The sequence below is a fragment of the Paracoccus methylarcula genome (assembly GCF_003007735.2).
Lineage (GTDB): Bacteria > Pseudomonadota > Alphaproteobacteria > Rhodobacterales > Rhodobacteraceae > Paracoccus > Paracoccus methylarcula.
Genome location: NZ_PXNQ02000015.1, coordinates 61,473 through 81,960 on the forward strand (window position 1 = coordinate 61,473; position 20,488 = coordinate 81,960).

The following is a 20,488-nucleotide window of genomic DNA, read 5'->3' on the forward strand; positions in this document are numbered from 1 at the left end:
CTTGGAGGCGAAGTTTCGTGTAATCTAGCGTTGATGCAGACTCATGACCACAACGAGTTGTGGTCTAGCTGTCGATATCGGTTATTTGTTGCCGAAGTGCGATACGTCCGGAGGCCAGCGATTGATAGGGATCCTCGGGCGCGAGGATCAGGTCGCTGACGATTCGCAGCGCGTGGGCGCGCGAGCGATCCGAATAGAAGCCACCGGGGATCTGGCTGGTCTGCAACAGGTAATCCCTGAGGGTTCTGTAGGCGTTGGGGTCCGGGGGATCGGGCTGGCGAAAGAAATCGGCCAGCGTCTGGTCCGATACGAGGCCCGGCTTGTTGTAGATCGCCTGACCAAGGGTCTTGACCGGCAGGCTGCGCCACAGGGCCTGTTGCGCGGCGGTCGAGTTGACCGTCACGATCGAGCAGGCCTGGGAAAGCAGCGTCGCCAGCTTGCCGCCGCGCAGGTAGTAGACCCGGTCCAGGATGCCATGGCGTGCGGCGGCGTCGCGGATCGCGGTGCGGTTGCCGGCCCGTCCATCTTCGAGCGGATGCGCCTTGAACAGCAGGTGATGGTGCTGCGGCGCGCTCCGCGCGAACTCCGCCACCACCGTTTCGATGAAATCGGCATTGCTGCCGAAGGGGGAATGGCCGAGGAAATTCGAGTCATGTTCGAGCTGCATCAGCACCAGCGAATAGGGCCAGCCCGCGCGGCGGAACCTGCGCCACTGCGTCACGGTCGCGATATTATGCAGCGGCCCCAGCAGGAAGCGCCTCAGGTTCAGGCGGAATTCGCGCATTACGGAAATGCTGCGATGGCCGCGGTAATGGCGATAGGCCCGGTTCGCGACGAGCACGAGAAAATGATAGAATGCCCCGTAGAACTTGTGATGGCGCATGTCGCCCCATCGCGCGGGCGGGCGCCGGATCTCGTTCAGCGTGTCGCGCAGCACGGTGCGCATCTCGGCCAGCGGGATTTGCATCAGCTTGGAATTGCCATTGGAGCCTTCCCGCTCGTAGCTGATCCAGTAGGGGCGCAGGTAGCCTTCCTCGAAGACGTGAAGGCGCAGCCCGCGCCGGGAGGCGAGCTTGCGTGCCGTCGCATGTATCGGGCGCACATCGCCATAGAGCACGATATCGGTGACATTCTTCTCGGCCAGGATCTGTTCGAGATGGGCGGGCCAGTCCTGCAATGTTCCGGTATGGCGGATGAAGCGCAGCTTGTCGGACCAGAAGAACTCGTCGCCGGCATTGAAGCCGCAGCGCCAGACATCGGCGCCGGAGGCCCGCAGAATCCGGCTCAGGCGATCGAAGAAAGGCCCATGCGGACCCTGTAGCAGCAGGAAGACTCGTTGTGCCGGGGATGCTGGCAACTCGGGGTTTTGCATATCTGTCTCGACGGGCAATGGCTGCTCGAGGTTGACGTGAAACATTTCGACCCCAAAATCTGTGACATGTTAATCGATACAATAGCTGATCGGCATTTTGCATGTCGCGTGACCGAATGCCAGTGAAAACTGGGATGCGAAAATCGGATCAGGCGAAGGATTGCTGTTTCCTTATCTTGCGTGAGCGGATTTGATACCCTACTGCGAAACGTAACAAAGACGGGAGCAACGCATGTTTACGGGCATCGTCACCGATATCGGGCAGGTTCGGGCAGTTGAAATGCGTGGCGACATGCGCGCGCGGATCGGCTGCGGCTATGACATGGCCGATGTGGATATCGGCGCCTCGATCGCCTGCGACGGCATCTGCCTGACGGTGGTGGCCAAGGGCGGGGACTGGTTCGATGTCGATATCTCGGCCGAGACCATCTCCAAGACCAATATCGGCGCGAATGGCTGGCAGGCCGGGCGGCGGCTGAATCTCGAACGGGCCTTGAAGGTCGGGGATGAGCTGGGCGGCCATATCGTCAGCGGCCATGTCGACGGGATCGCCATGATCGAGGAACTCCATGACGAGGGCGACAGCCTGCGCGTGACATTCGCCGCGCCGGATACGCTGGCGCGCTTCATCGCGCCCAAGGGATCGGTGGCGCTGAACGGCACCTCGCTGACCGTGAACGAGGTGCAGGATTGCCGGTTTGGCGTTAACCTGATCCCGCATACGCGGCAGGTGACCAATTGGGGCGAGATCGCGGTGGGGGATGCCGTGAATCTCGAGATCGACACGCTGGCGCGCTATGTGGCGCGGCTGGCCGAGGCGCAGGCGGCAGGGGAGTAGACAGGCAGGATGGAAGCGGGAATCGGACATAATCGCGGCCCGGCGATGGAATCGACCGGATGGCGCGCGCATTGCTGGCGCCGGGCACGGGCGGAGCTGCTGCCGGTCCTGCCGGTCGAGGTCGTACGGACGCGGGTCCGCCGCGCCAAATCCCTTGGGCTCGACTACAAGACCTATGCCGGTGTGCGCGCCACGACCGGGCGCGACCTGATCGCCTTTTTGTTTTCCTCCAACGCGCTCGGGGTGTTCCGCGACGGCCAGCCCCTGGCCGAGGCGCGGGCGGACAAGCTGACGGTTCTCGCCGCGGACCGGCACATTGGGGCGGGGCCGGGGCTGGACGCGGACGCGTTGGGGCAACGGATCTCGGCAGCATCCGCCTGGAACCTGCCACCCTTCGGCAGCCGGTGGGCAGAGATGCGGGCCGAGGCCAAGGCATGGCTGAAGGCCCATGGGCTGCCGGGCGATGCCGTCCTGATGATCGGCGAAACCGATCACGAGCGCGAGCTGATGGCGGCGGGCGGGCTGGCCGGTTTCATCACCGGCACGCAATATTTCACGGGAGAGCGCCATGCAGTATGAAAAGCCCGGCCCGGTCGAGAATGAACTGTCTGAGGCGGTCTCTCCCATCGAGGAGATCATCGAGGACGCGCGCAACGGCCGCATGTTCATCCTTGTCGATCACGAGGACCGCGAGAACGAGGGCGACCTGGTCATTCCCGCGCAGATGGCCACCCCCGACGCGATCAATTTCATGGCCACCCATGGGCGCGGGCTGATCTGCCTTTCGCTGCCGGGCGAGCGGATCGACGCCCTCGGGCTGTCGCTGATGAGCCCCCGGAACTCCTCGCGTCACGAAACCGCCTTCACCATGTCCATCGAGGCACGCGAGGGCGTGACGACCGGCATCAGCGCGCATGACCGCGCCCGCACCGTCAGCGTCGCCATCGACCCGGGCAAGGGCGCGGCCGACATCGCCACGCCCGGCCATGTCTTTCCGCTGCGCGCCCGCGAGGGCGGGGTGCTGGTGCGTGCCGGGCATACCGAGGCGGCGGTGGATATCGCCCGCCTCGCGGGGCTGAACCCCTCGGGCGTGATCTGCGAGATCATGAACGAGGATGGCAGCATGGCGCGTTTGCCCGACCTGGTGGCCTTCGCGCAGCGGCACGGGCTGAAGATCGGCACCATCAGCGACCTGATCCGCTATCGCCGCCGCCATGACAACCTGATCGCCGAGCGGACGCAGCGGGCGGTGCACTCGATCCATGGCGGCGACTGGATGATGCGGGTCTTCGCCGACGAGACGCAGGGCACCGAGCATATCGTGCTGACCAAGGGCGACCTGACCGGGCCCGAGCCGGTGCTGGTCCGGATGCACGCGCTCGACCCTCTGCATGACGTGCTGGGGATCGGCCGCGAGGAGGCCGGCAGCCTCGGCTCGGCCATGCAGGTCATTTCCGAGGAGGGGCGGGGCGTCGTCGTGCTGATCCGCGACCTGAGCAATACCCTGCCGCAGCCGGGCGAAACCGGGCCGCATACCCTTCGTCAATACGGCCTCGGCGCGCAGATCCTGTCGGCGCTCGGGTTGTCGGACCTGGTCCTCGTGACCAATTCGGCGCCGGTCAAGGTTGTGGGGCTTGACGCCTATGGCCTTTCGATCCATTCCACCCGGCCTATTCCCAAGGACTGACGCAAATGGCCTCGCACACCCAGCATTACCAGCTCGACCTGCCGAAATTCGACGCGCCCGTGCGGCTGCTGATCGTGGTTGCCCCCTATTACAAGGCGATTGCCGACGATCTGGTGGCGGGCGCCCGCGCAACCGCCGAGGCAGCCGGCGCGGTGGCCGATCTGGTCGAGGTGCCGGGGGCGCTGGAAATCCCCGCGGCCATCGGCATGGCCGGGCGGCGGGCGAATTACCACGGCTTCGTGGCGCTTGGCTGCGTGATCCGGGGCGAGACGACGCATTACGACACGGTCTGCAATGACAGCTCGCGCGGGCTGACGCTTCTGGGCCTGCAGGGATTGGCGGTCGGCAATGGCATCCTGACGGTCGAGAACATGGCGCAGGCCGAGGTGAGGGCCGATCCGGCGGGGCAGAACAAGGGCGGCGGAGCGGCCGCCGCCGCGCTGCATCTGGTCGCGCTGGCCCGGAAATGGGGAAAACCGGACGATCCGGGACGCCCCGACGCGGATCTCGACGTGATTCGCCTGGCCGGACAATTGGAAGGATCGACACGGACATGAGCAGACCCGACAAGCGCGCGTTGAGCCGTGCCGCAAGACTTTACGCCGTGCAGGCATTGTTCCAGATGGAGGCCGCCGGCCAGTCCGTCGACCGGGTGCTGGGCGAGTTCCGCGACTTCCGGATCGGCGCGAGCGATGACGAGGGAACCCATCCCGAGGCCGATCAGGCGCTGTTCTCCCGTATCCTCGACGACGCGGTGACATGGCAGGCCAAGATCGATCAGGCGACCGATCGCGGATTGGTGGCCAAATGGCCGATCGACCGGATCGATCCGGTCTTGCGGGCCCTGTTCCGCGCCGCGGGCGCCGAACTGGCGACCCCCGCGACCCCGCCCAAGGTCGTGATCAGCGAATATGTCCGCCTGGCGGAAGCGTTCTTTCCCGACGGGCGCGAGCCAAAATTCGTCAACGCGGTGCTCGATCACGTTGCCCGCGGATTACGCCCCGAGGCCTTTGGCGGCGCGGCGGGCTGACCGGGGTTTTTCCCCGTCGGCAGAGGTGATTTGTGCGGGCCTGTTTCCCGCAGCGCAACCGCAGGGGTCTCAGCCGTCTCGCTGAACCGCCTCCTGGTTTACGGGCCCGGAGATGCGATCGGCGGGAATGGTCGTATTTAGTTCATTTTTACATGTTAACGGATTGTTGCGTGTCGATTGCGCAACAGTCCTGACCGGCATATTTCCGACCATGAATGCCTAATTTTTGTGCAGTAACGGAAATATTTCTGTTTATAAAACAAGCATTTCTATACTCCTTGGTTCACTAACTGCAAAATCTCTCTGCACCGCAGAAGGTTGATGAGCCTTCTGAACAATTCCGTTTTTGTTCCTTCACAAGAATATTTCGGCGCCTTTCTGCCAGTTTTGACGAAGGTCACGCGGCATCACGATTTCGAGAAAATCTGATGTCTTGCGGAGGGCTTTGAACCCGAATGGGGCGGCGTTATTTGAACTGCAGCAGAGATGCACTGGCACCCGGACGGGGTCAGGAATTTGAAACTCAGCCAATGAGGATTCACAGATGAAAAAGATTACCCTTCTCAGCGGTGCGACCGCCATTCTGACGGCTCTGTCGGTTCCGGCCTTCGCCCAGACCGAAATCTCGACCGGTGCCAATGTGGCCGGCGTTGCCGAAGTCGATGACAACATCACCGATATCGAAGATGCCGTGCAGGACAGCTTCGACCGTTCGGCCGATGCCGACCGCTTCGGCCCCTCGGACCGCCGTCAGGGCCTGTTCGGCAACATGTCGCTGAGCTATACCGGCCGCACCGGCAATGTCGAGAACCAGGACTTTGCACTGGCCGGCCGTATCCAGCACAACCAGGCGCCCTTCGCGCAGAGCATCGGCCTGTCGATCGAATTCGGCGAAGACGACAACGGCAACAAGGACAAGGAAGAAGTCGCCGCCATCTATGATGCGCAGTATTATTTCAACGACCGCTTCTATGCCTTCGCCCTGGGCCGCTTCAATATCGACGGTCTGGTTGACGGCTATGACAATGCCGACGAGAATGTTCGCGATCTGGAAGAAGACGACGATCTTCGCCGCGACGGCTTCCTCGGCTTCGGTCCGGGTTACCGCATCATCAATACCGACACGACCACCTGGCGCGTTCAGGCCGGTGTCGGCGTTCGCTACACCCAGACCGGTTTGCAGCACATCAATGACGAGTCGGAAACCGAAGTCGGTTACATCGCTTCGTCGCGTGTCTATCACCGCTTCAACGAGATGGTGTTCGTGACCAACGATACCGACTACCTGACCTCGGACGAGGGTGGCGACGTGCTGACCAACGAATTCGGCGTCAACTTCAAGATGTCGGATCAGTTGGCGACCCGTCTCAGCTACACCACCGAGTATCAGTCGGACCGTGAAATCCGCACCGACAACACGCTTGGCGTTGCGGTCGTTTACGGCTTCTGATCGTTCCCTCTGATCAGTAGTCTCTCTGGGAAGGGCGGGTGCAAACCCGTCCTTCTTTTTTGCGTGACCGGCACAAGGAAAACCCCGCCACGCGCATGGGCGGGGCGGGGTATCGGGGTGGCGGGAACCGCTGCGACCGCGGCAGCACGAGATTTCCCGAAAGCCTGAACGATCAGGTGGGCGCCAGATAACGAGACCAAGGCCCCGACAGAGCCAGCTCCCTCGGAAAAATTATAGGCCAGTGGAAAAATGGCCGCTCGCGAGAAGAACAGAAGCCCGCCAAGACGGACAGATAAGCCGCCGTGAACCGGCTTTCAAGCGGCGCGGCGATGAATCTTGCTGGATCGGGCGGCTTGTCAAATGTTTTCGTTTCGTTCTATCCTGGGCATATGGATCATGCATTGCCTTCCTTGCCGGGGCAGCGTCTGGCTCGCGGCGTGGCGCGGCTGCTGCGCAGCATGGATCATGCCGTGCTGACCGAATTCGTGCCGATACGGGGGCTGCGGGTTGACGTGATCAGCCTTGGCCCCAGGGGGGAGCTGTGGATCGTCGAATGCAAGAGCAGCCGGGCGGATTTCGCGGGCGACCGGAAATGGCAGGGCTATCTGGAATGGTGCGACCGCTATTTCTGGGCGGTGGATGCAGATTTCCCGGCCGATCTGCTTCCCGAGGATCACGGGTTGATCCTTGCCGATCCCTATGATGCGGAAATCCAGCGCATGGGGCCCGAGACGCGCCTTGCCGGGGCAAGCGCGCCAGGGTCACGCGCGATTTCGCCCGGGCCGCGGCGCTGCGGTTGCAGGGCAGTATCGATCCATTGTCAATTGCCTGAGGATATCAGCGATGTGCCCATAGCGGCGCGTGGCGGTTTACATCCTTGTAAAGCAGATAGCGGAACCGTCCCGGCCCGCCCGCATAGCAGGCCTGCGGGCAGAAGGCGCGCAGCCACATGAAATCGCCCGGGCCGACCTCGACCCAATCGCGGTTGAGGCGATAGACGGCCTTGCCCTCCAGCACGAAGAGCCCATGCTCCATCACATGGGTCTCGGCGAAGGGGATCGAACCGCCGGGCTGGAAGGTGACCAGCGTGATATGCATGTCATGGCGCAGATCGGCCGGATCCATGAAGCGGGTCGTGGCCCAGGCCCCGTCGGTATCGGGCATGGGCGAGGGGGCGATATCCTGCTCTCGCGTGACGATCGGGTCGGGGTGGTTCAGGCCATGAACGGGCTGCCAGCGCTTGCGCCACCAGTGGAACCCGGTCTCGCCGGTGGTGATATTGCGCAGCGACCAAGCCGTTCCCGGCGGCACATAGGCAAAGCCGCCCGGGGTCAGGTCATGGGCGGTGCCGTCGATGGTGATGCGCAAGCTGCCGCCGGTGACGAAGATCGCGTGCTGGATCTCGGGATCGTCATCGGGATGGTCGCTGCCGCCGCCCTCGGCCAGTTCCACGACATATTGGCTGAAGGTTTCGGCAAAGCCGGAGAGCGGGCGGGCCAGCACCCACATCCGCATTCCTTCCCATCCGGGCAGGTAGCTGGTGACGATATCGCGCATCACCGTGCGCGGGATGACCGCATAGGCATCGGTCAGGACCGCGGTATCGGTGGTCAACCCGGTCTGCGGCGGCAGGCCCGCGACGGGACCGGCGTAAGAGCCCGCCGGATGGCTGGCCTGGGGCAGGGTAGCGGGATTGCCGGTCGGGGCGCCTTTGGGGGGCTGATCGGTCATTTCAGGACCTCCTTGAGTCGAAGTTCCGCGATACGCATGACCTGGGCCTCGGCCTCGCCGCGTTCGGTTGCCGTGTCGTTCTCCACGCGCGTCTGCATGGCGGCGAGGATCCCCGCCTTGTCGTGATCGCGCACGGCGATGATGAAGGGAAAGCCGTGTTTGGCCGTGTAGGCGTCGTTCAGCCGGGTGAACTCGGCGCGCTCGGCATCGGTCAGCGCGTCCAGCCCGGCGCTTGCCTGCTCGGCGGTGCTCTCGGCGGTCAGGCGCTTGGCAGCGGCGAGCTTGCCCGCCAGGTCGGGATGCGCGGTCAGCACGCCAAGCCGTTCCTCGTCGCTGGCGGCGCGGAAGACCTGGGCCATCCGGGTGGCAAGCCCCGCCGCGCTGTCATGCACGGGTCCCATTTCCCCATCCCAGACACGTTCCGCGATGAAGGGGGAGTGCTCGTAGATACCGCCGAACGCCTTGACGAAGGCGGCGCGGTCCATCTCCGAGGGGCGGCTGCGGTCCTGGTAGGGATGCACCTGCTTCCAGTGGCGCGCGATATCGAGGCGGGTGGCGAACCATACGCCCTCATGCGCACGGGCATGTTCGATGAAACGGCGCACGGCCTCGGCCCGCCCGGGGCGACCGGCCAACCGGCAATGCAGGCCGATGGACAGCATCCTGGGCGCGCCCTCCAGCCCTTCGCGATACAGGTTGTCGAAGGAATCGCGCAGATAGAGGAAGAATTCCTCGCCATTGGTAAAGCCGCCATTGGCGAAACGCATGTCATTGGCGTCCAGCGTATAGGGCACCATGAGCTGCGGCTTGCCCTCATGGACATGCCAGAAGGGCAATTCGTCGGCATAGGTATCGGCGAGATATTCGAACCCGCCCTCTTCGCAGCCAAGCGCCACCGTGTTCATCGAGGCGCGGCCCTGGTAGAATCCCAGGGGACGGCTGCCGGTGACCTCGGTATGGATGCGGACGGCCTCGGCGATATGCTCGGCCTCGGTCTCGCGCGGGACATCCTTGTATTCGATCCATTTATAGCCGTGGGTGGCCATTTCCCACCCGGCATCCATCATGGCGCGGGTCTGTTCGGGGCTGCGCTGCAATGCGGTCGCGACGCCGTAAACGGTGACGGGGATATCCCTCAGGATACGGTGCAGGCGCCAGAACCCGGCGCGGGCGCCGTATTCATAGATGGTCTCCATGTTCCAGTGCCGCTGGCCGGGCCAGGGCTGGGCGCCGGGGATCTCCGACAGGAACCCTTCCGAGGCGGCGTCGCCATGCTCGATGCTGTTCTCGCCGCCTTCCTCGTAATTGACGACGATCTGGATGGCGATTCTCGCGCCGCCGGGCCATTGCGGATCCGGGATGTTTTCGCCATATCCTCGCATGTCGCGGCTGTAGCGCATCGTGCCTGTCCTCCGATTGGCTGATCAGCCTATAGCAAACAGTGCAAAGCCTGCCCCGGCAAGCGGGCAAGAGTGAAATTCTGTATCAATGAAACGGCAAAGATCGCCTGCGGTTTCAATCCATCATTGAAAGACTTCCGGTTTCGGGCAGATTGCAGGACGGATCGCGAAATCAATAAGCTGCGGCATGGCGGCCTTGCCGGCCGCGCGGAGGGAGAATTCATGGAACGTTACTTCAAGCTCGCCGAGCATGGCAGCAGTATCAGGACCGAGGTGATCGCGGGTGTGACAACCTTCCTGACGATGGCCTATATCATTTTCGTCAATCCCGACATCCTGTCCTCGACCGGCATGGACCGGAACGCCGTCTTCGTGGCGACCTGCCTGGCGGCGGCGCTCGGCTCGGCGATCATGGGGCTGTGGGCGAACTGGCCGATCGGCATGGCGCCGGGAATGGGGCTGAACGCGTTCTTCGCCTTTACCGTCGTGGGGGCGATGGGCTTTACCTGGCAACAGGCGCTTGGCGCGGTGTTCGTCAGCGGGGTGATCTTTCTGATCCTGTCGGTGACGGGGATCCGGCGCTGGCTGATCTCGGGCATCCCGGCCTCGATGCGCAGCGCGATCGCCGCCGGGATCGGGCTGTTCCTGGCCATCATCGCGATGAAATCCTCGGGGCTGGTCGTGGCCAGCGAGGCGACCTTCGTCACGCTTGGCGACCTGACCTCGACCGGGACGCTGCTGACGATCATCGGCTTCTTCATCATCGCGGCGCTGGACGCGCTCAAGGTGCCGGGCTCGATCCTGATCGGCATCCTGGTGATCACCGTGGCCGCGATGCTGCTGGGCGTGACCGAGTTCGGCGGGGTGATGTCCGCGCCGCCCTCTATCGCGCCGACCTTCCTGCAGCTTGACCTGCTGGGCGCGCTGAGCTTTGGCATCTTCCACGTGATCCTGGTCATGGTGCTGGTCGAGGTGTTCGACGCCACCGGCACGCTGATCGGTGTCGCCAAGCGGGCAGGGCTTCTGACCGAGGGGCCGACGCATAAGAACAAGAATCTCGGCCGCGCGCTGATGGCGGATTCATCGGCGATCCTGGCGGGTTCGATGCTGGGAACCTCGTCCACGACCGCCTATGTCGAAAGCGCCTCGGGCGTGCAGGCGGGCGGCAGGACCGGGCTGACGGCACTGGTCGTGGCGGCGCTGTTCCTGCTGGCGATGTTCTTTGCGCCGCTGGCGGGCGCTGTGCCCGCCTATGCCACCGCCCCGGCGCTCATTTACGTGGCGGCGCTGATGGTGCGGGAACTGCGCGAGGTCGATTTCGACGACGTAACCGAGGCCGCGCCCGCCGTGCTGACCGCGATCGCCATGCCTTTCACCTATTCCATCGCCAACGGGCTGGCCTTTGGCTTTGTCAGCTACGCGATGCTGAAGCTGTTGACCGGCCGCGCGCGCGAGGTTCACGCCGCGACATGGATCGTGGCGGCGCTGTTCGTGATCCGCTTCGCCTTCTTCCCCGAGGGCTGATCGGGCGCAAAAGGGTCATGCATCCTGCGGCGACCGGGGACAGGGAACCCCGGTCGCCGTTTCAGCGGATCAGGACGGCTTCCCGGGTCTCCATGATCCATGCGGCGACGATCGCGAAGAGCACATGGCCGATCAGCGCGACCCATGTGATGCCGGTAAAGCCCAGGAAAGGCGGGTTGCCCGCGACCAGATGCGCCATGATGTAAAGCGCGAAGACCCAGAGCACCACGCCATAGACAAGCGCCGTCACGATCCAGGGCAGGGCGGGCACAAGCCTTTGCTGGATGGGCCGGGCGATCAGGTACCAGCCGAGCGGGTAGAAGATCAGACCGGTGATGACATGCAGCAGATAGCCGAACTCGGGGGACTTGAACCCGGTCAGGACCTGGATGCTCTGTGTTGCCAGCGGCACCGGCGCCAGTTTCGACATGCCGATCAGGGGGCTGATCCCCTGGCCATAGGAATCAAAGGCCAGGGTGGCGAGCGCACCGGCGGCAAGTATCGTGAAGATATGCGATTCTGAGTGTTGTTCGGTCATGGGCTGTCCAACTTCCTTGCGACGAGGCCGGATCATTCCTGCCGGCTATCCAACGATACGATGAAAACCGGGGATCTGTTACAGCCGGGCGCCGCATGCCCTGTCCGGCGATGGCCGGGGATAATGCCGATTACACCGACATGGAATTCATCCAGCCGAAGGACATGGCTGATCGAGTGCCGCTTGTCGGAGCCGTGGCCGCCGGTCCCGGCAATCCCCACGCGCCGCAAGGCACCCTTCAGGCGCCTTCCGCCGCCGCCTCGATCCTGGCGATATCGATCTTGCGCATCGTCATCATCGCCTCCATCGCGCGTTTGGCCTTGCCGCGATCGGCGCTGGTGGTCAGTTCCACCAACCGCCTCGGCGTGATCTGCCAGGAATGGCCCCAACGGTCCTTGCACCAGCCGCATTCGCTTTCCTGGCCGCCATTGCCGGTGATGGCGTTCCAGTAGCGGTCGGTTTCCTCCTGGTCCCCGGTCAGAACCATGAAGCTGACGGATTCGTTCGGGGTAAAGACGCGGCCGCCGTTCAGGCCCAGGAAGGACCGTCCGAGCACGGTGAATTCGACGGTCAGCTCATTGCCTTCCTTGCCGCCGGGATAATCGGACGGGGACATGTTCACCCGGCCGACATGGCTGTCGGGAAAGGTGGCGGCATAGAATTCGGCCGCCTTGCCGGCTTCGCCGTGATCGAACCACAGGCAGGTGACGAGATCGGTCATGACATGTCTCCTTGTATCTTGGCTCTTTCGGGATTGTCGCGGCCCCGGTCGGGGGCAGGGCGGAGGACAGGTTCACCGAATCCGCCGGCGCCCGGATCACGCCGTCCGGCGAGATATGCTCGACGATGGTGATCTTTCTCATGCTGTGCCTCCCTTTGCGGGCCCTTACGGGGCGCGGGTCTCGCCGGTGGCGAAGAGCCCTTCGATATAGCGGCGAAGATGGCCGACGCTTTCGCGCGCGACCGCCGCATCCCCGGTCGCCTTGGCAAGGATGAACGCCCCCTGCAATACGGCCTGGCTGTGGAGGGCAAGGCTGGCCGGGGTCCAGTCGGCCTTGATGCCACGCGTTTCCATCGCCTCCCGGATATCGGGTTCGAGCGTCGCGGCATGGCTGAAGATGCTGGCGGCGCAGGCGTCGCGGATCGCCGGATGCGTGCCATAGACCTCTTGCGTCATGGTGCCGACAAGGCAGGTGAACTCGGCAAGATCGCCCTCGACGATATCCTTCCGGAAATCGACATAGCCGATCAGCCGGTCGAGCGGGTCTTCATGGTCGTGATAGGGCGCATCGGCGAACAGGGCGGAACTCGTCTCGGACCAATAGGCGGCGGCGGCGACGCCAAGCGCCTCCTTGTTCTCGAAATGGTGGAAGAACGCGCCCTTGGTGACGCCTGCGGCCTTGCAGAGCTGATCCACCGTCGTCGCGGCAAAGCCCTGCGCCCGGATGATGTCGCGCGCGGCGTCGAGAAGCCTGGTCCGGGCGTCGCCGCGTTCGGGTTGCTGTTTGGTCGGTCTCGGCATGGGATATTAATACCAACCAGTTGGTACTTATGTCAAGCCGGTCATCCGCATGCCGAGCGGTGACCTGACGCAGCGGATGCGTGAATATGCGGGTTTGCGGCGCAGCACGGCTTCGGGGTGAAACGGCAGTTCCCGGCGTCATTGCCGAAGCGGGGCTCTGCCCCGCCGCGCGTGCCGCGCGACTCCCCGGGATATTTGCATGAAGAAGAAGGAGCGCGCATTCCTGCGCGGGGAGAAGCTATTCCCTCAGGTCGCGCTCGGTGCCCTCGTCATCGGTGCCCTTGTCCAGCAGGCTGCGCTCTGCCGAATCGCCATAGGTGGCCCAGTTGCGATCCTCGCCGGAATCGGGAAGCTCTTCGGCGCGCCAGCTCAGATGCATATGCGCCTTGGCGATCATCAGCCCGGTGATCGGGGCGGTCATGAACAGGAACAGCGCGATCAGCAATTCGTGCCAACTGGAATGTTCCCCGAAAAAGCCGAACCAGGCGACCGATGCCAGCAGGATGCCACCGACGCCAAGCGTGGCGGCCTTGGTGGGGGCGTGCAGCCGGGTCATCTGGTCGGGCAGCTTGACCAGCCCGTAAGAGCCGACAAGCCCGAAGATGCCGCCGATGACCAGCAGCGCCGAGACAAGGATTTCCGCGAATATGCTCATGTCCATGCCCTCATTCGATCACGTCGCCGCGCAGGATGAACTTCGCATAGGCCACCGTCGAGACGAAGCCGACCATGGCGAAAAGCAGCATGATCTCGAAATACATCGTGGTGTCGTGAAGGATGCCGAACAGGGCGACCAGCGCGATCATGTTGACGGTCATCGTGTCCAGCGCCAGCACGCGGTCGCTGACGCCGGGGGCGAAGACCACCCGGTAGAGGCAGAACAACAGGCCCAGCCCGAAACAGATGAAGGCGAAATACAGTGCATATCCGATCATTCGAAAATCTCCGTCAGCCGGGCCTCGTAGCGGGACTTGATCTCCTCGATCACCGATTCCGGGTCGGGGGCGTGCAGGCAATGGACCAGCAGCGCGTGCCCGTCCTGTGACAGGTCGGCGCTGACCGTGCCCGGTGTCAGGGTGATGGTGCTGGCCAGCACCGTGATCGCCTCGGGCGAGCGCAGGTCGAGCGGGATGGTGATCCATGCCGGCTGCAGCTTGCGGTTTGGCTTGAACAGCACGATCATCGCGACCTGGATATTGGCCATGATGATGTCCCAGATCACCAGGCCGATATAGGAGAGGATCCTGCCCGGGTTGCGCAGCCTTGCGCGGTCGGGCCAATAGGGCTCGGTCAGGGCCGGGATGGCGATGCTGAGGATGATCGCGAAGACCAGCGAGCCCCAGGCAAAGCGGTTCACCAGCAGCATCCAGATCAGCACCAGCAGCGCCGAGAGATAGGGGTGAGGGAAGATGCGGCGGATCATCGCGTGCCCTCCTGGTTCTCCAGCACGGATTCGTAATAGAGCTGGGGTTGCGTCAACTGGTCGGCCGTTTCCTGCAGGTATCCGGTCAGCGGCCCGGCAAAGGCCGTCAGCGCCACGCTGCCCGCCAGCAGGCCCCCGGCGGCAAGGAATGCCAGCCAAGGCGCGGCGGAATCATCAACATCCTGGATCGGCTCGTCGGTTTCCAGCTTGGTCGGGATCGGGCCGGGGGCGGGGCGTTCTCCCTCATCCGTGTCGTTGCCCGGCTCGGTATCCAGCTCATGGGATTTCCAGAACAGGATCGAGCCGGCACGGCCGAAGCCGATCAGCGAGACCAGCGAGGTGACCAGGATCGTGGCCCAGATGCCCGCCATCCAGGGATCGTCGCGCGTGGCGTCGAGGATCAGCAGCTTGCCCAGGAAACCCGAAAGCGGCGGCAGGCCCACGACGGCGATGGCGGTGGCGAAGAACAGCGCCGAGACCAGGCCGGTATTGCGGATCGCCGGGCGCAGCCGCAGCCAGAAATCGCCCCCGCGCCGGGCGGCGATCAGGTCCACGACCAGGAACAGCGCCGCCGCCGCCAGGGTCGAATGCAGCATGTAGTAAAGCCCCGCCGTCAGCCCCTGCGCGTCGAAACGCGCGATCGAGATGACCAGCGTGCCGATCGAGGCGATGGCCGCATAGGCCGCAAGCCGGGTCAGGCTGCGGGTGCCCAGCACGCCGATCTGTCCCAGTGTCAGGGTGATCAGCGCGGCGGGCAGCAGCAGGTCGGTGGCGATGGTCTCGACGATGGTGTCGCTTGGAAAGACCAGCGTGAAGAAACGGATGATCGCATAGACCCCGACCTTGGACATGATCGCGAACAGCGCCGCGACCGGCCCCGGCGCATTGGCATAGGTCGAGGGCAGCCAGAAATGCAGCGGCACGATGGCCGCCTTGATGGCAAAGACCAGCATCAGGAGCACCGCGCCGGTGCGCAGGACCGCCGTGTCCTCGGCCGGCATCATCGCCACGCGCTCGGCCATGTCGGCCATGTTCAGCGTGCCGGTCACCGAATAGAGCGTGCCGAGCGCCGCCAGGAACAGCGCCGATCCGGCGAGGTTGTAGCTGATATATTGCACCCCCGCCCGCAGCCGCATCGGGCCGCCGCCATGGATCATCAGCCCGTAGCTGGCGATCAGCAACACCTCGAAGAACACGAACAGGTTGAAGGCGTCGCCGGTCAGGAAGGCCCCGTTCAGCCCCATCAGCTGGAACAGCCAGAGCGAGTGGAAATGCCAGCCCTTGCGGTCCCAACCCGAGCCGATCCCGTAAAGCTGCACGATCACCGCGAGGATCGCGGTCAGGATCAGCATCAGCGCCGACAGCCGGTCCAGCATCAGCACGATGCCGAAGGGCGCGGGCCAGTTGCCAAGCCGGTAGACGAAGATCTCTCCGCCCGCCGCCATCACGTTCAGCTTGATGGCGACGCCCAGGGTCAGCAGGCTGCCGATGACGCCGAAGACCCGTTGCTGCAGCAGGTCATGCCGCATCCACAGGATCATCAGCGGGCCGAGAATGGCGGGAAGGAGAACCGGAGCGATCAGCCAGTGGGTCATGCTTTTTCGTCCTCGGCTTCGTCCTGGTCCTCGACGGTCCTCAGCGGCGGCATCACCCGGTCGTCCTCGGGCATGTTGATGCGGTCGTCACCGCTCTCGATGAAGGCGCCGAGCGCCATCATCACCACCACGGCTGTCATCCCGAAGGAGATCACGATGGCGGTCAGCACCAGCGCCTGCGGCAGCGGGTCGGTATAGGCGGCATGTTCGCCATGCCCGTGCAGGATCGGCGGCAGGTTCACGACCAGCCGCCCGGTCACGAACAGGAAGGCGTTGATCGCATAGGTCAGCATGGTCATGCCCAGCACCACCGCGAAGGTCCGCAGCCGCAGGATCAGGTAGACCCCGGCCGCCGTGCACGCGCCGATGGCGGTCGCGACGAGAAGCTCCATCACAGGGCTCCTTTCGGTTCTTCTTGTTCGTCGGTCAGGTCGATATCCATCGGCTTGACATTCACCGTCTCCCCGGCCCGCCGGGCGATCCGGCTGAGCGAGTTCAGCGCCAGCATCACCGCGCCGACGACGCAGAGGAACACGCCGAGGTCAAAGCCCATCGCCGTGGCCATCTCGAATTTCTCCAGGAAGGGAAGTTTGACATAGCCATAGGCCGAGGTCAGGAACGGCTTGCCGTTAAACCAGGCGCCGATCCCGGTCACGCCCGCCGCCACCACGCCCGCGCCGATCAGCGCGTGATAGGGGATGGTCTGGCGGTCCTGCGCCCAAGCATAGCCCGAGGCCATGTATTGCATCAGCAGCGCGATGGCGACGACAAGCCCGGCGATGAAACCGCCGCCCGGCTGGTTATGGCCGCGCAGGAAGATGAACAGCCCGACCATCAGCGAGAAGGGCAGGATCACCCGTGTCGCGATCACCAGCATCAGCGGGTGGCGGTCGCCCGCGCGGCGCTGGTCATGCACCCAGTTGCGCAGCCGGGCCGAGGATTTGCCCTGCAACAGGGTCTGGGTCAGCGCGAATATCGCCAGCGCGGCGATGCCCAGGACGGTGATCTCGCCGAATGTGTCATAGCCGCGGAAATCCACCAGGATGACATTCACGACATTGTCGCCGCCGCCCAGGTCATGGCTGTTTTCAAGCATGTAGCCCGCGATGCTGTCAAAGGCGAAATCGCGCCGCAGGATCGCATAGGTCAGCCCGCCAAAGCCCACCCCCGCCAGCGTGGCGATAAAGGCGTCCCAGCCCCGGATCGTGGTGCTGGTCTCGACCAATGTCCGCTTGGGCAGGAAATTCAGCGCCAGCAGCAGCAGGATCACGGTGACGATCTCGACCGAGATCTGCGTCAGCGCCAGGTCGGGGGCCGAGAAATAGGCGAAGAAGATCGAGGTGATCAGCCCGACGATGGCCACCAGCACCAGCGCCAGCAGGCGGACCCGGTGGAAGAACACCATGCAGCCGGTCGCCACGATCAGCAGCAGCCAGCCGATGAAGGGCACCGGCTCTATCGGCAGCATCGGCCGGGTGATCGGACCGGCAGAGCCGGTGATCCATGCGAAACCGCCCGCGGCAAGCGAGGCGATCGTGAAGAAGGCCAGCGCCCGCGGCATCGAGCCATTGGTCATGGCATCGGTTGCCGCCCGCCCGGCCTTGACGGCGGTCAGCACCAGCCAGTCGAAGATCTCCTTGGCCTCGGGGCGCGGGGCGGTCTCCCACGCGGCAAGCAGGGGCTTGTGCAGTTTCAGCAGCACGATCCCGCCCGCGATGGCGATCACCGACATGATCACTGCCGCGTTCAGGCCGTGCCAATGCGCGATATGCGAATGCGCCTCGTGTCCGGTGACCGCGCTGGCCGATATGTCGACCAGCCAGCCCGCCATGACATTCGGGAACAGCCCGATCAGTACCACCAGCACCGTCAGGAGCGCGGGGCCTGCCCACATGCCAAAGCCCGGATCATGCGGGTGATGCGGGTAATCTTCCCGCTCGGGCCCGGTGAAGACGTGAAAGATGAAGCGCAGCGAATAGCCGACCGAGAACACCGCCGCGATGGTCGCCACCACCATGAAGAACTGCCGCGCCAGTTCCAGGTGGCTGGCCTCGTAAAGCATCATCTCCTTGGACAGGAAACCGTTGAGCGGCGGGATCCCGGCCATGGACAGCGCCGCGATGGTGCCGATGGCGAAGCTGATCGGCATCAGCTTGCGCAGCCCGCCAAGCCGGGCGATGGAGCGCGTGCCCGCCTCGTGATCGATGATCCCGGCGGTCATGAACAGGGCGGCCTTGAAGGTGGCGTGGTTGATGATGTGGAAGACGGCGGCGATGGCGGCCTCTTCGGTGCCGAAGCCCAGGAGCATGGTGATCAGCCCCAGGTGACTGACCGTCGAGAATGCCAGCAGCGCCTTGAGATCGTCCTTGAACAGCGCGATGGCCGCCCCGACCAGCATGGTGATCAGCCCGGTCGTGGCGACGATCCAGAACCATTCCGGCGTCCCCGACAGCACCGGCCAGAGCCGCGCCATCAAAAACAGCCCCGCCTTCACCATGGTGGCGCTGTGCAGATAGGCGCTGACCGGGGTGGGGGCGGCCATGGCATGCGGCAGCCAGAAATGGAACGGGAACTGCGCCGATTTGGTGAAGGCGCCGATCAGGATCAGGATCAGTGCAGGCAGGTAATAGGGGCTGGCCTGGATCGCCTCCTTCGCCTGCAGGATATCACCGATGTCATAGCTGCCCGCGATCTGCCCGAGGATCAGCATCCCCGCGATCATCGCCAGCCCGCCCAGGCCGGTCACGGCCAGCGCCATGCGCGCGCCCTGCCGCCCGGCGGGCAGATGCCGCCAATAGCCGATCAGCAAAAAGGACGAGAGCGAGGTCAGTTCCCAGAAAATCAGCAAGAGCAGGATGTTGTCCGACAGCACGATGCCCATCATCGCGCCCTGGAACAGCATCAGGTAGGTATAGAACTTGCCCACCGGATCCTGCCGCGACAGGTAGAAGCGCGCATAGGTGATGATCAACAGCCCGATCCCCAGGATCAGCGTGCCGAACAGCACCGCCAGCCCGTCGATGCGGAAATTCGCGTTAAGCTGGATCAGCGGCAGCCACTCGAATTGCGCGGTAATCACCTCGCCCCGCATCACTGCGGGAACATGCAGCAACAGCCCCAGCAGCGCCACGAATGTCGCGGTCCCGCAGGCCGTCGCCGCGACCGAACGGCCGGAGCGGACAAGCAGACCGGGCAGCAATGCCCCGATGAATGGCAGCAGGGCGATGAGGGCTGGCGACATGTATCCTCGTTCCTGTTGGGCGTTTACGCGTTCTTTTTCCTTTGTCTTTCCAATCGGGGCGGGGGAGTCAAGCGAATGAGGCGGATATTGGTAACTCCCCCTAGTCGATGTTCTTGTTTCGTGCTAATCCTTGGAAAAAGAGAAGGGGCAGGCATGCGGGTTCTGGGCATCGATCCTGGATTGAGGAACATGGGCTGGGGGATGATCTCGGTTGACGGGCCGCGGCTGCGGCATCTGGGCAACGGGGTGATCCGGACCACCGGCGACAGGGCGGGCGATGGCAGCGCGCAGGATCTGGGCGCGCGGCTCTCGGCGCTGTTTCGCGGGCTCTCGGCGGTGATCGCGGAATACCGGCCCGATGCCGCCGCGGTCGAGCAAACCTTTGTCAACAAGGACGCGGCGGGCACGCTGAAACTGGGGCAGGCGCGCGGCATCGCCCTGCTGGCCCCGGCAGAGGCGGGGATCACGGTCGGCGAATACGCGCCCAACGCGGTCAAGAAGACCGTGGTCGGCGTCGGCCATGCCGGAAAGGAACAGGTGCAGCACATGGTGCGCGTGCAATTGCCGGGGGTCCTCTTTGACGGGCCGGATGCCGCCGATGCGCTGGCCATCGCGATCTGCCACGCCCATCACCTGCAGGGCCGGGCGCTGCGGGCGGTGGACCTGCGGCGGGGTGTCGCATGATCGGGCGCATTGCCGGGGTGATCCTGCACCGTGCCGCCGATCACGTGCTGATCGATGTGCGCGGGGTGGGTTATATCGTCCATGTCAGCGAACGCACCGCGATGAACCTGCCCCCGGCGGGACAGGCGGTGGCGCTTTATACCGAATTGCTGGTGCGCGAGGACCTGTTGCAGCTTTTCGGTTTCCCGACCCTGCTGGAAAAGGAATGGCACCGGCTGCTGACCTCGGTCCAGGGGGTGGGGGCGAAAGTGTCGCTGGCCGTGCTTGGCACGCTCGGGGCCGAGGGGCTGGCGCGGTCCATCGCCCTGGGCGACTGGTCGGCGGTGCGCAAGGCGCCGGGCGTCGGGCCGAAACTCGCGCAGCGCGTCGTGCTGGAACTGAAGGACAAGGCCCCGGCGATCATGGCGCTTGGCGGCGACCTGACCGTCGATGCGGGCGGGATGGCGGGCGCGC

The 20,488-nt window shown here is 64.3% G+C and carries 21 protein-coding genes and 1 pseudogene; 10 read left to right on the forward strand and 12 right to left on the reverse strand.

Going from position 1 to position 20,488, the window contains the following annotated elements; genetic code table 11:
* Window positions 1-64: 64 nt before the first annotated feature.
* Window positions 65-1,417, reverse strand: a complete 1,353-nt coding sequence (locus tag A7A09_RS19485; RefSeq protein ID WP_436277811.1) for a capsule polysaccharide biogenesis protein — start codon at window positions 1,415-1,417, stop codon at window positions 65-67.
* Between the two features lie 187 nt (window positions 1,418-1,604).
* Between A7A09_RS19485 and A7A09_RS19490 the strand changes: the two genes are divergently transcribed.
* From A7A09_RS19490 to A7A09_RS19520, 7 genes and pseudogenes are all read left to right on the forward strand, one after another.
* Window positions 1,605-2,210, forward strand: coding sequence for a riboflavin synthase (locus tag A7A09_RS19490; RefSeq protein WP_106692949.1), 606 nt, complete (start codon window positions 1,605-1,607; stop codon window positions 2,208-2,210).
* A 9-nt stretch (window positions 2,211-2,219) separates the two neighbouring features.
* Window positions 2,220-2,789 (forward strand): hypothetical protein, encoded by a 570-nt coding sequence (locus A7A09_RS19495; RefSeq protein WP_106692950.1) that lies wholly within the window; start codon window positions 2,220-2,222, stop codon window positions 2,787-2,789.
* Window positions 2,779-3,897: a 3,4-dihydroxy-2-butanone-4-phosphate synthase gene (gene ribB / locus A7A09_RS19500; RefSeq protein ID WP_106692951.1), complete on the forward strand. Its 1,119-nt coding sequence runs from the start codon at window positions 2,779-2,781 to the stop codon at window positions 3,895-3,897. The genes A7A09_RS19495 and ribB overlap by 11 nt, the downstream gene beginning before the upstream one ends.
* Window positions 3,898-3,902: 5 nt before the next feature.
* The gene (locus tag A7A09_RS19505; RefSeq protein WP_106692952.1) at window positions 3,903-4,454 is read left to right on the forward strand and encodes a 6,7-dimethyl-8-ribityllumazine synthase; all 552 of its coding nucleotides are present in this window, start codon (window positions 3,903-3,905) and stop codon (window positions 4,452-4,454) included.
* Window positions 4,451-4,927 carry a transcription antitermination factor NusB gene (gene nusB / locus A7A09_RS19510; protein WP_106692953.1) on the forward strand — a complete coding sequence of 159 codons (477 nt, stop codon included), beginning with the start codon at window positions 4,451-4,453 and terminating at the stop codon, window positions 4,925-4,927. Before A7A09_RS19505 ends, nusB begins: the two co-directional genes overlap by 4 nt.
* 544 nt (window positions 4,928-5,471) lie before the next feature.
* Window positions 5,472-6,377, forward strand: a complete 906-nt coding sequence (locus A7A09_RS19515) for a DUF481 domain-containing protein (protein WP_106692954.1) — start codon at window positions 5,472-5,474, stop codon at window positions 6,375-6,377.
* 389 nt (window positions 6,378-6,766) lie between these two features.
* Window positions 6,767-7,209, forward strand: a pseudogene (locus tag A7A09_RS19520) (MmcB family DNA repair protein).
* 5 nt (window positions 7,210-7,214) lie between these two features.
* Here the strand turns inward: A7A09_RS19520 and A7A09_RS19525 are convergent.
* On the reverse strand, window positions 7,215-8,108 hold the full coding sequence (locus tag A7A09_RS19525) for a bifunctional allantoicase/(S)-ureidoglycine aminohydrolase (RefSeq protein ID WP_106692955.1): 894 nt from the start codon (window positions 8,106-8,108) through the stop codon (window positions 7,215-7,217).
* Complete coding sequence (gene puuE, locus A7A09_RS19530; RefSeq protein WP_106692956.1) at window positions 8,105-9,508, reverse strand: allantoinase PuuE; 1,404 nt, start codon at window positions 9,506-9,508, stop codon at window positions 8,105-8,107. The genes A7A09_RS19525 and puuE overlap by 4 nt, the downstream gene beginning before the upstream one ends.
* A gap of 222 nt (window positions 9,509-9,730) precedes the next feature.
* Here puuE and A7A09_RS19535 point away from each other — a divergent pair, with 222 nt between their 5' ends.
* Window positions 9,731-11,032 carry an NCS2 family permease gene (locus A7A09_RS19535; protein WP_106692971.1) on the forward strand — a complete coding sequence of 434 codons (1,302 nt, stop codon included), beginning with the start codon at window positions 9,731-9,733 and terminating at the stop codon, window positions 11,030-11,032.
* A 61-nt stretch (window positions 11,033-11,093) separates the two neighbouring features.
* Here A7A09_RS19535 and A7A09_RS19540 read toward each other — a convergent pair whose 3' ends face one another.
* The 9 genes from A7A09_RS19540 to A7A09_RS19580 all read right to left on the reverse strand — a co-directional run bounded on the left by A7A09_RS19540 (window position 11,094) and on the right by A7A09_RS19580 (window position 19,351).
* Complete coding sequence (locus A7A09_RS19540) at window positions 11,094-11,570, reverse strand: hypothetical protein (RefSeq protein ID WP_106692957.1); 477 nt, start codon at window positions 11,568-11,570, stop codon at window positions 11,094-11,096.
* Between the two features lie 238 nt (window positions 11,571-11,808).
* Entirely contained in the window at window positions 11,809-12,291 is a 483-nt protein-coding gene (locus A7A09_RS19545) for a VOC family protein (RefSeq protein ID WP_106692958.1), read from the reverse strand.
* 165 nt (window positions 12,292-12,456) lie between these two features.
* Window positions 12,457-13,092, reverse strand: coding sequence for a TetR/AcrR family transcriptional regulator (locus A7A09_RS19550; protein ID WP_106692959.1), 636 nt, complete (start codon window positions 13,090-13,092; stop codon window positions 12,457-12,459).
* Window positions 13,093-13,330: 238 nt separating this feature from the next.
* Complete coding sequence (locus A7A09_RS19555; protein ID WP_106692972.1) at window positions 13,331-13,747, reverse strand: Na+/H+ antiporter subunit G; 417 nt, start codon at window positions 13,745-13,747, stop codon at window positions 13,331-13,333.
* 10 nt (window positions 13,748-13,757) lie between these two features.
* Window positions 13,758-14,027: a K+/H+ antiporter subunit F gene (locus tag A7A09_RS19560; RefSeq protein ID WP_106692960.1), complete on the reverse strand. Its 270-nt coding sequence runs from the start codon at window positions 14,025-14,027 to the stop codon at window positions 13,758-13,760.
* Entirely contained in the window at window positions 14,024-14,515 is a 492-nt protein-coding gene (locus A7A09_RS19565) for a Na+/H+ antiporter subunit E (RefSeq protein WP_106692961.1), read from the reverse strand. Before A7A09_RS19565 ends, A7A09_RS19560 begins: the two co-directional genes overlap by 4 nt.
* On the reverse strand, window positions 14,512-16,110 hold the full coding sequence (locus A7A09_RS19570) for a monovalent cation/H+ antiporter subunit D (protein WP_106692962.1): 1,599 nt from the start codon (window positions 16,108-16,110) through the stop codon (window positions 14,512-14,514). The genes A7A09_RS19565 and A7A09_RS19570 overlap by 4 nt, the downstream gene beginning before the upstream one ends.
* Window positions 16,107-16,502: a Na+/H+ antiporter subunit C gene (locus tag A7A09_RS19575; RefSeq protein ID WP_106692963.1), complete on the reverse strand. Its 396-nt coding sequence runs from the start codon at window positions 16,500-16,502 to the stop codon at window positions 16,107-16,109. Before A7A09_RS19575 ends, A7A09_RS19570 begins: the two co-directional genes overlap by 4 nt.
* Window positions 16,502-19,351: a monovalent cation/H+ antiporter subunit A gene (locus A7A09_RS19580; protein WP_106692964.1), complete on the reverse strand. Its 2,850-nt coding sequence runs from the start codon at window positions 19,349-19,351 to the stop codon at window positions 16,502-16,504. Before A7A09_RS19580 ends, A7A09_RS19575 begins: the two co-directional genes overlap by 1 nt.
* Window positions 19,352-19,504: 153 nt before the next feature.
* On the opposite strand from A7A09_RS19580, the gene ruvC reads away from it, so the two are divergent.
* Together ruvC and ruvA are read left to right on the forward strand one after the other, a co-directional pair.
* Window positions 19,505-20,035, forward strand: a complete 531-nt coding sequence (gene ruvC / locus A7A09_RS19585) for a crossover junction endodeoxyribonuclease RuvC (protein ID WP_106692965.1) — start codon at window positions 19,505-19,507, stop codon at window positions 20,033-20,035.
* A partial coding sequence (gene ruvA, locus A7A09_RS19590; protein ID WP_106692966.1) for a Holliday junction branch migration protein RuvA occupies window positions 20,032-20,488 on the forward strand: 457 nt, incomplete at its 3' end. The genes ruvC and ruvA, both read left to right, overlap by 4 nt.

Excerpts from the sequence above, each read along its gene's own strand:
- A7A09_RS19485 (WP_436277811.1), bottom strand. The coding sequence starts at position 1,417 with ATGTTTCACGTCAACCTCGAGCAGCCATTGCCCGTCGAGACAGATATG.
- A7A09_RS19490 (WP_106692949.1), top strand. The coding sequence starts at position 1,605 with ATGTTTACGGGCATCGTCACCGATATCGGGCAGGTTCGGGCAGTTGAA.
- A7A09_RS19495 (WP_106692950.1), top strand. The coding sequence starts at position 2,220 with ATGGAAGCGGGAATCGGACATAATCGCGGCCCGGCGATGGAATCGACC.
- ribB (WP_106692951.1), top strand. The coding sequence starts at position 2,779 with ATGCAGTATGAAAAGCCCGGCCCGGTCGAGAATGAACTGTCTGAGGCG.
- A7A09_RS19505 (WP_106692952.1), top strand. The coding sequence starts at position 3,903 with ATGGCCTCGCACACCCAGCATTACCAGCTCGACCTGCCGAAATTCGAC.
- nusB (WP_106692953.1), top strand. The coding sequence starts at position 4,451 with ATGAGCAGACCCGACAAGCGCGCGTTGAGCCGTGCCGCAAGACTTTAC.
- A7A09_RS19515 (WP_106692954.1), top strand. The coding sequence starts at position 5,472 with ATGAAAAAGATTACCCTTCTCAGCGGTGCGACCGCCATTCTGACGGCT.
- A7A09_RS19525 (WP_106692955.1), bottom strand. The coding sequence starts at position 8,108 with ATGACCGATCAGCCCCCCAAAGGCGCCCCGACCGGCAATCCCGCTACC.
- puuE (WP_106692956.1), bottom strand. The coding sequence starts at position 9,508 with ATGCGCTACAGCCGCGACATGCGAGGATATGGCGAAAACATCCCGGAT.
- A7A09_RS19535 (WP_106692971.1), top strand. The coding sequence starts at position 9,731 with ATGGAACGTTACTTCAAGCTCGCCGAGCATGGCAGCAGTATCAGGACC.
- A7A09_RS19540 (WP_106692957.1), bottom strand. The coding sequence starts at position 11,570 with ATGACCGAACAACACTCAGAATCGCATATCTTCACGATACTTGCCGCC.
- A7A09_RS19545 (WP_106692958.1), bottom strand. The coding sequence starts at position 12,291 with ATGACCGATCTCGTCACCTGCCTGTGGTTCGATCACGGCGAAGCCGGC.
- A7A09_RS19550 (WP_106692959.1), bottom strand. The coding sequence starts at position 13,092 with ATGCCGAGACCGACCAAACAGCAACCCGAACGCGGCGACGCCCGGACC.
- A7A09_RS19555 (WP_106692972.1), bottom strand. The coding sequence starts at position 13,747 with ATGAGCATATTCGCGGAAATCCTTGTCTCGGCGCTGCTGGTCATCGGC.
- A7A09_RS19560 (WP_106692960.1), bottom strand. The coding sequence starts at position 14,027 with ATGATCGGATATGCACTGTATTTCGCCTTCATCTGTTTCGGGCTGGGC.
- A7A09_RS19565 (WP_106692961.1), bottom strand. The coding sequence starts at position 14,515 with ATGATCCGCCGCATCTTCCCTCACCCCTATCTCTCGGCGCTGCTGGTG.
- A7A09_RS19570 (WP_106692962.1), bottom strand. The coding sequence starts at position 16,110 with ATGACCCACTGGCTGATCGCTCCGGTTCTCCTTCCCGCCATTCTCGGC.
- A7A09_RS19575 (WP_106692963.1), bottom strand. The coding sequence starts at position 16,502 with ATGGAGCTTCTCGTCGCGACCGCCATCGGCGCGTGCACGGCGGCCGGG.
- A7A09_RS19580 (WP_106692964.1), bottom strand. The coding sequence starts at position 19,351 with ATGTCGCCAGCCCTCATCGCCCTGCTGCCATTCATCGGGGCATTGCTG.
- ruvC (WP_106692965.1), top strand. The coding sequence starts at position 19,505 with ATGCGGGTTCTGGGCATCGATCCTGGATTGAGGAACATGGGCTGGGGG.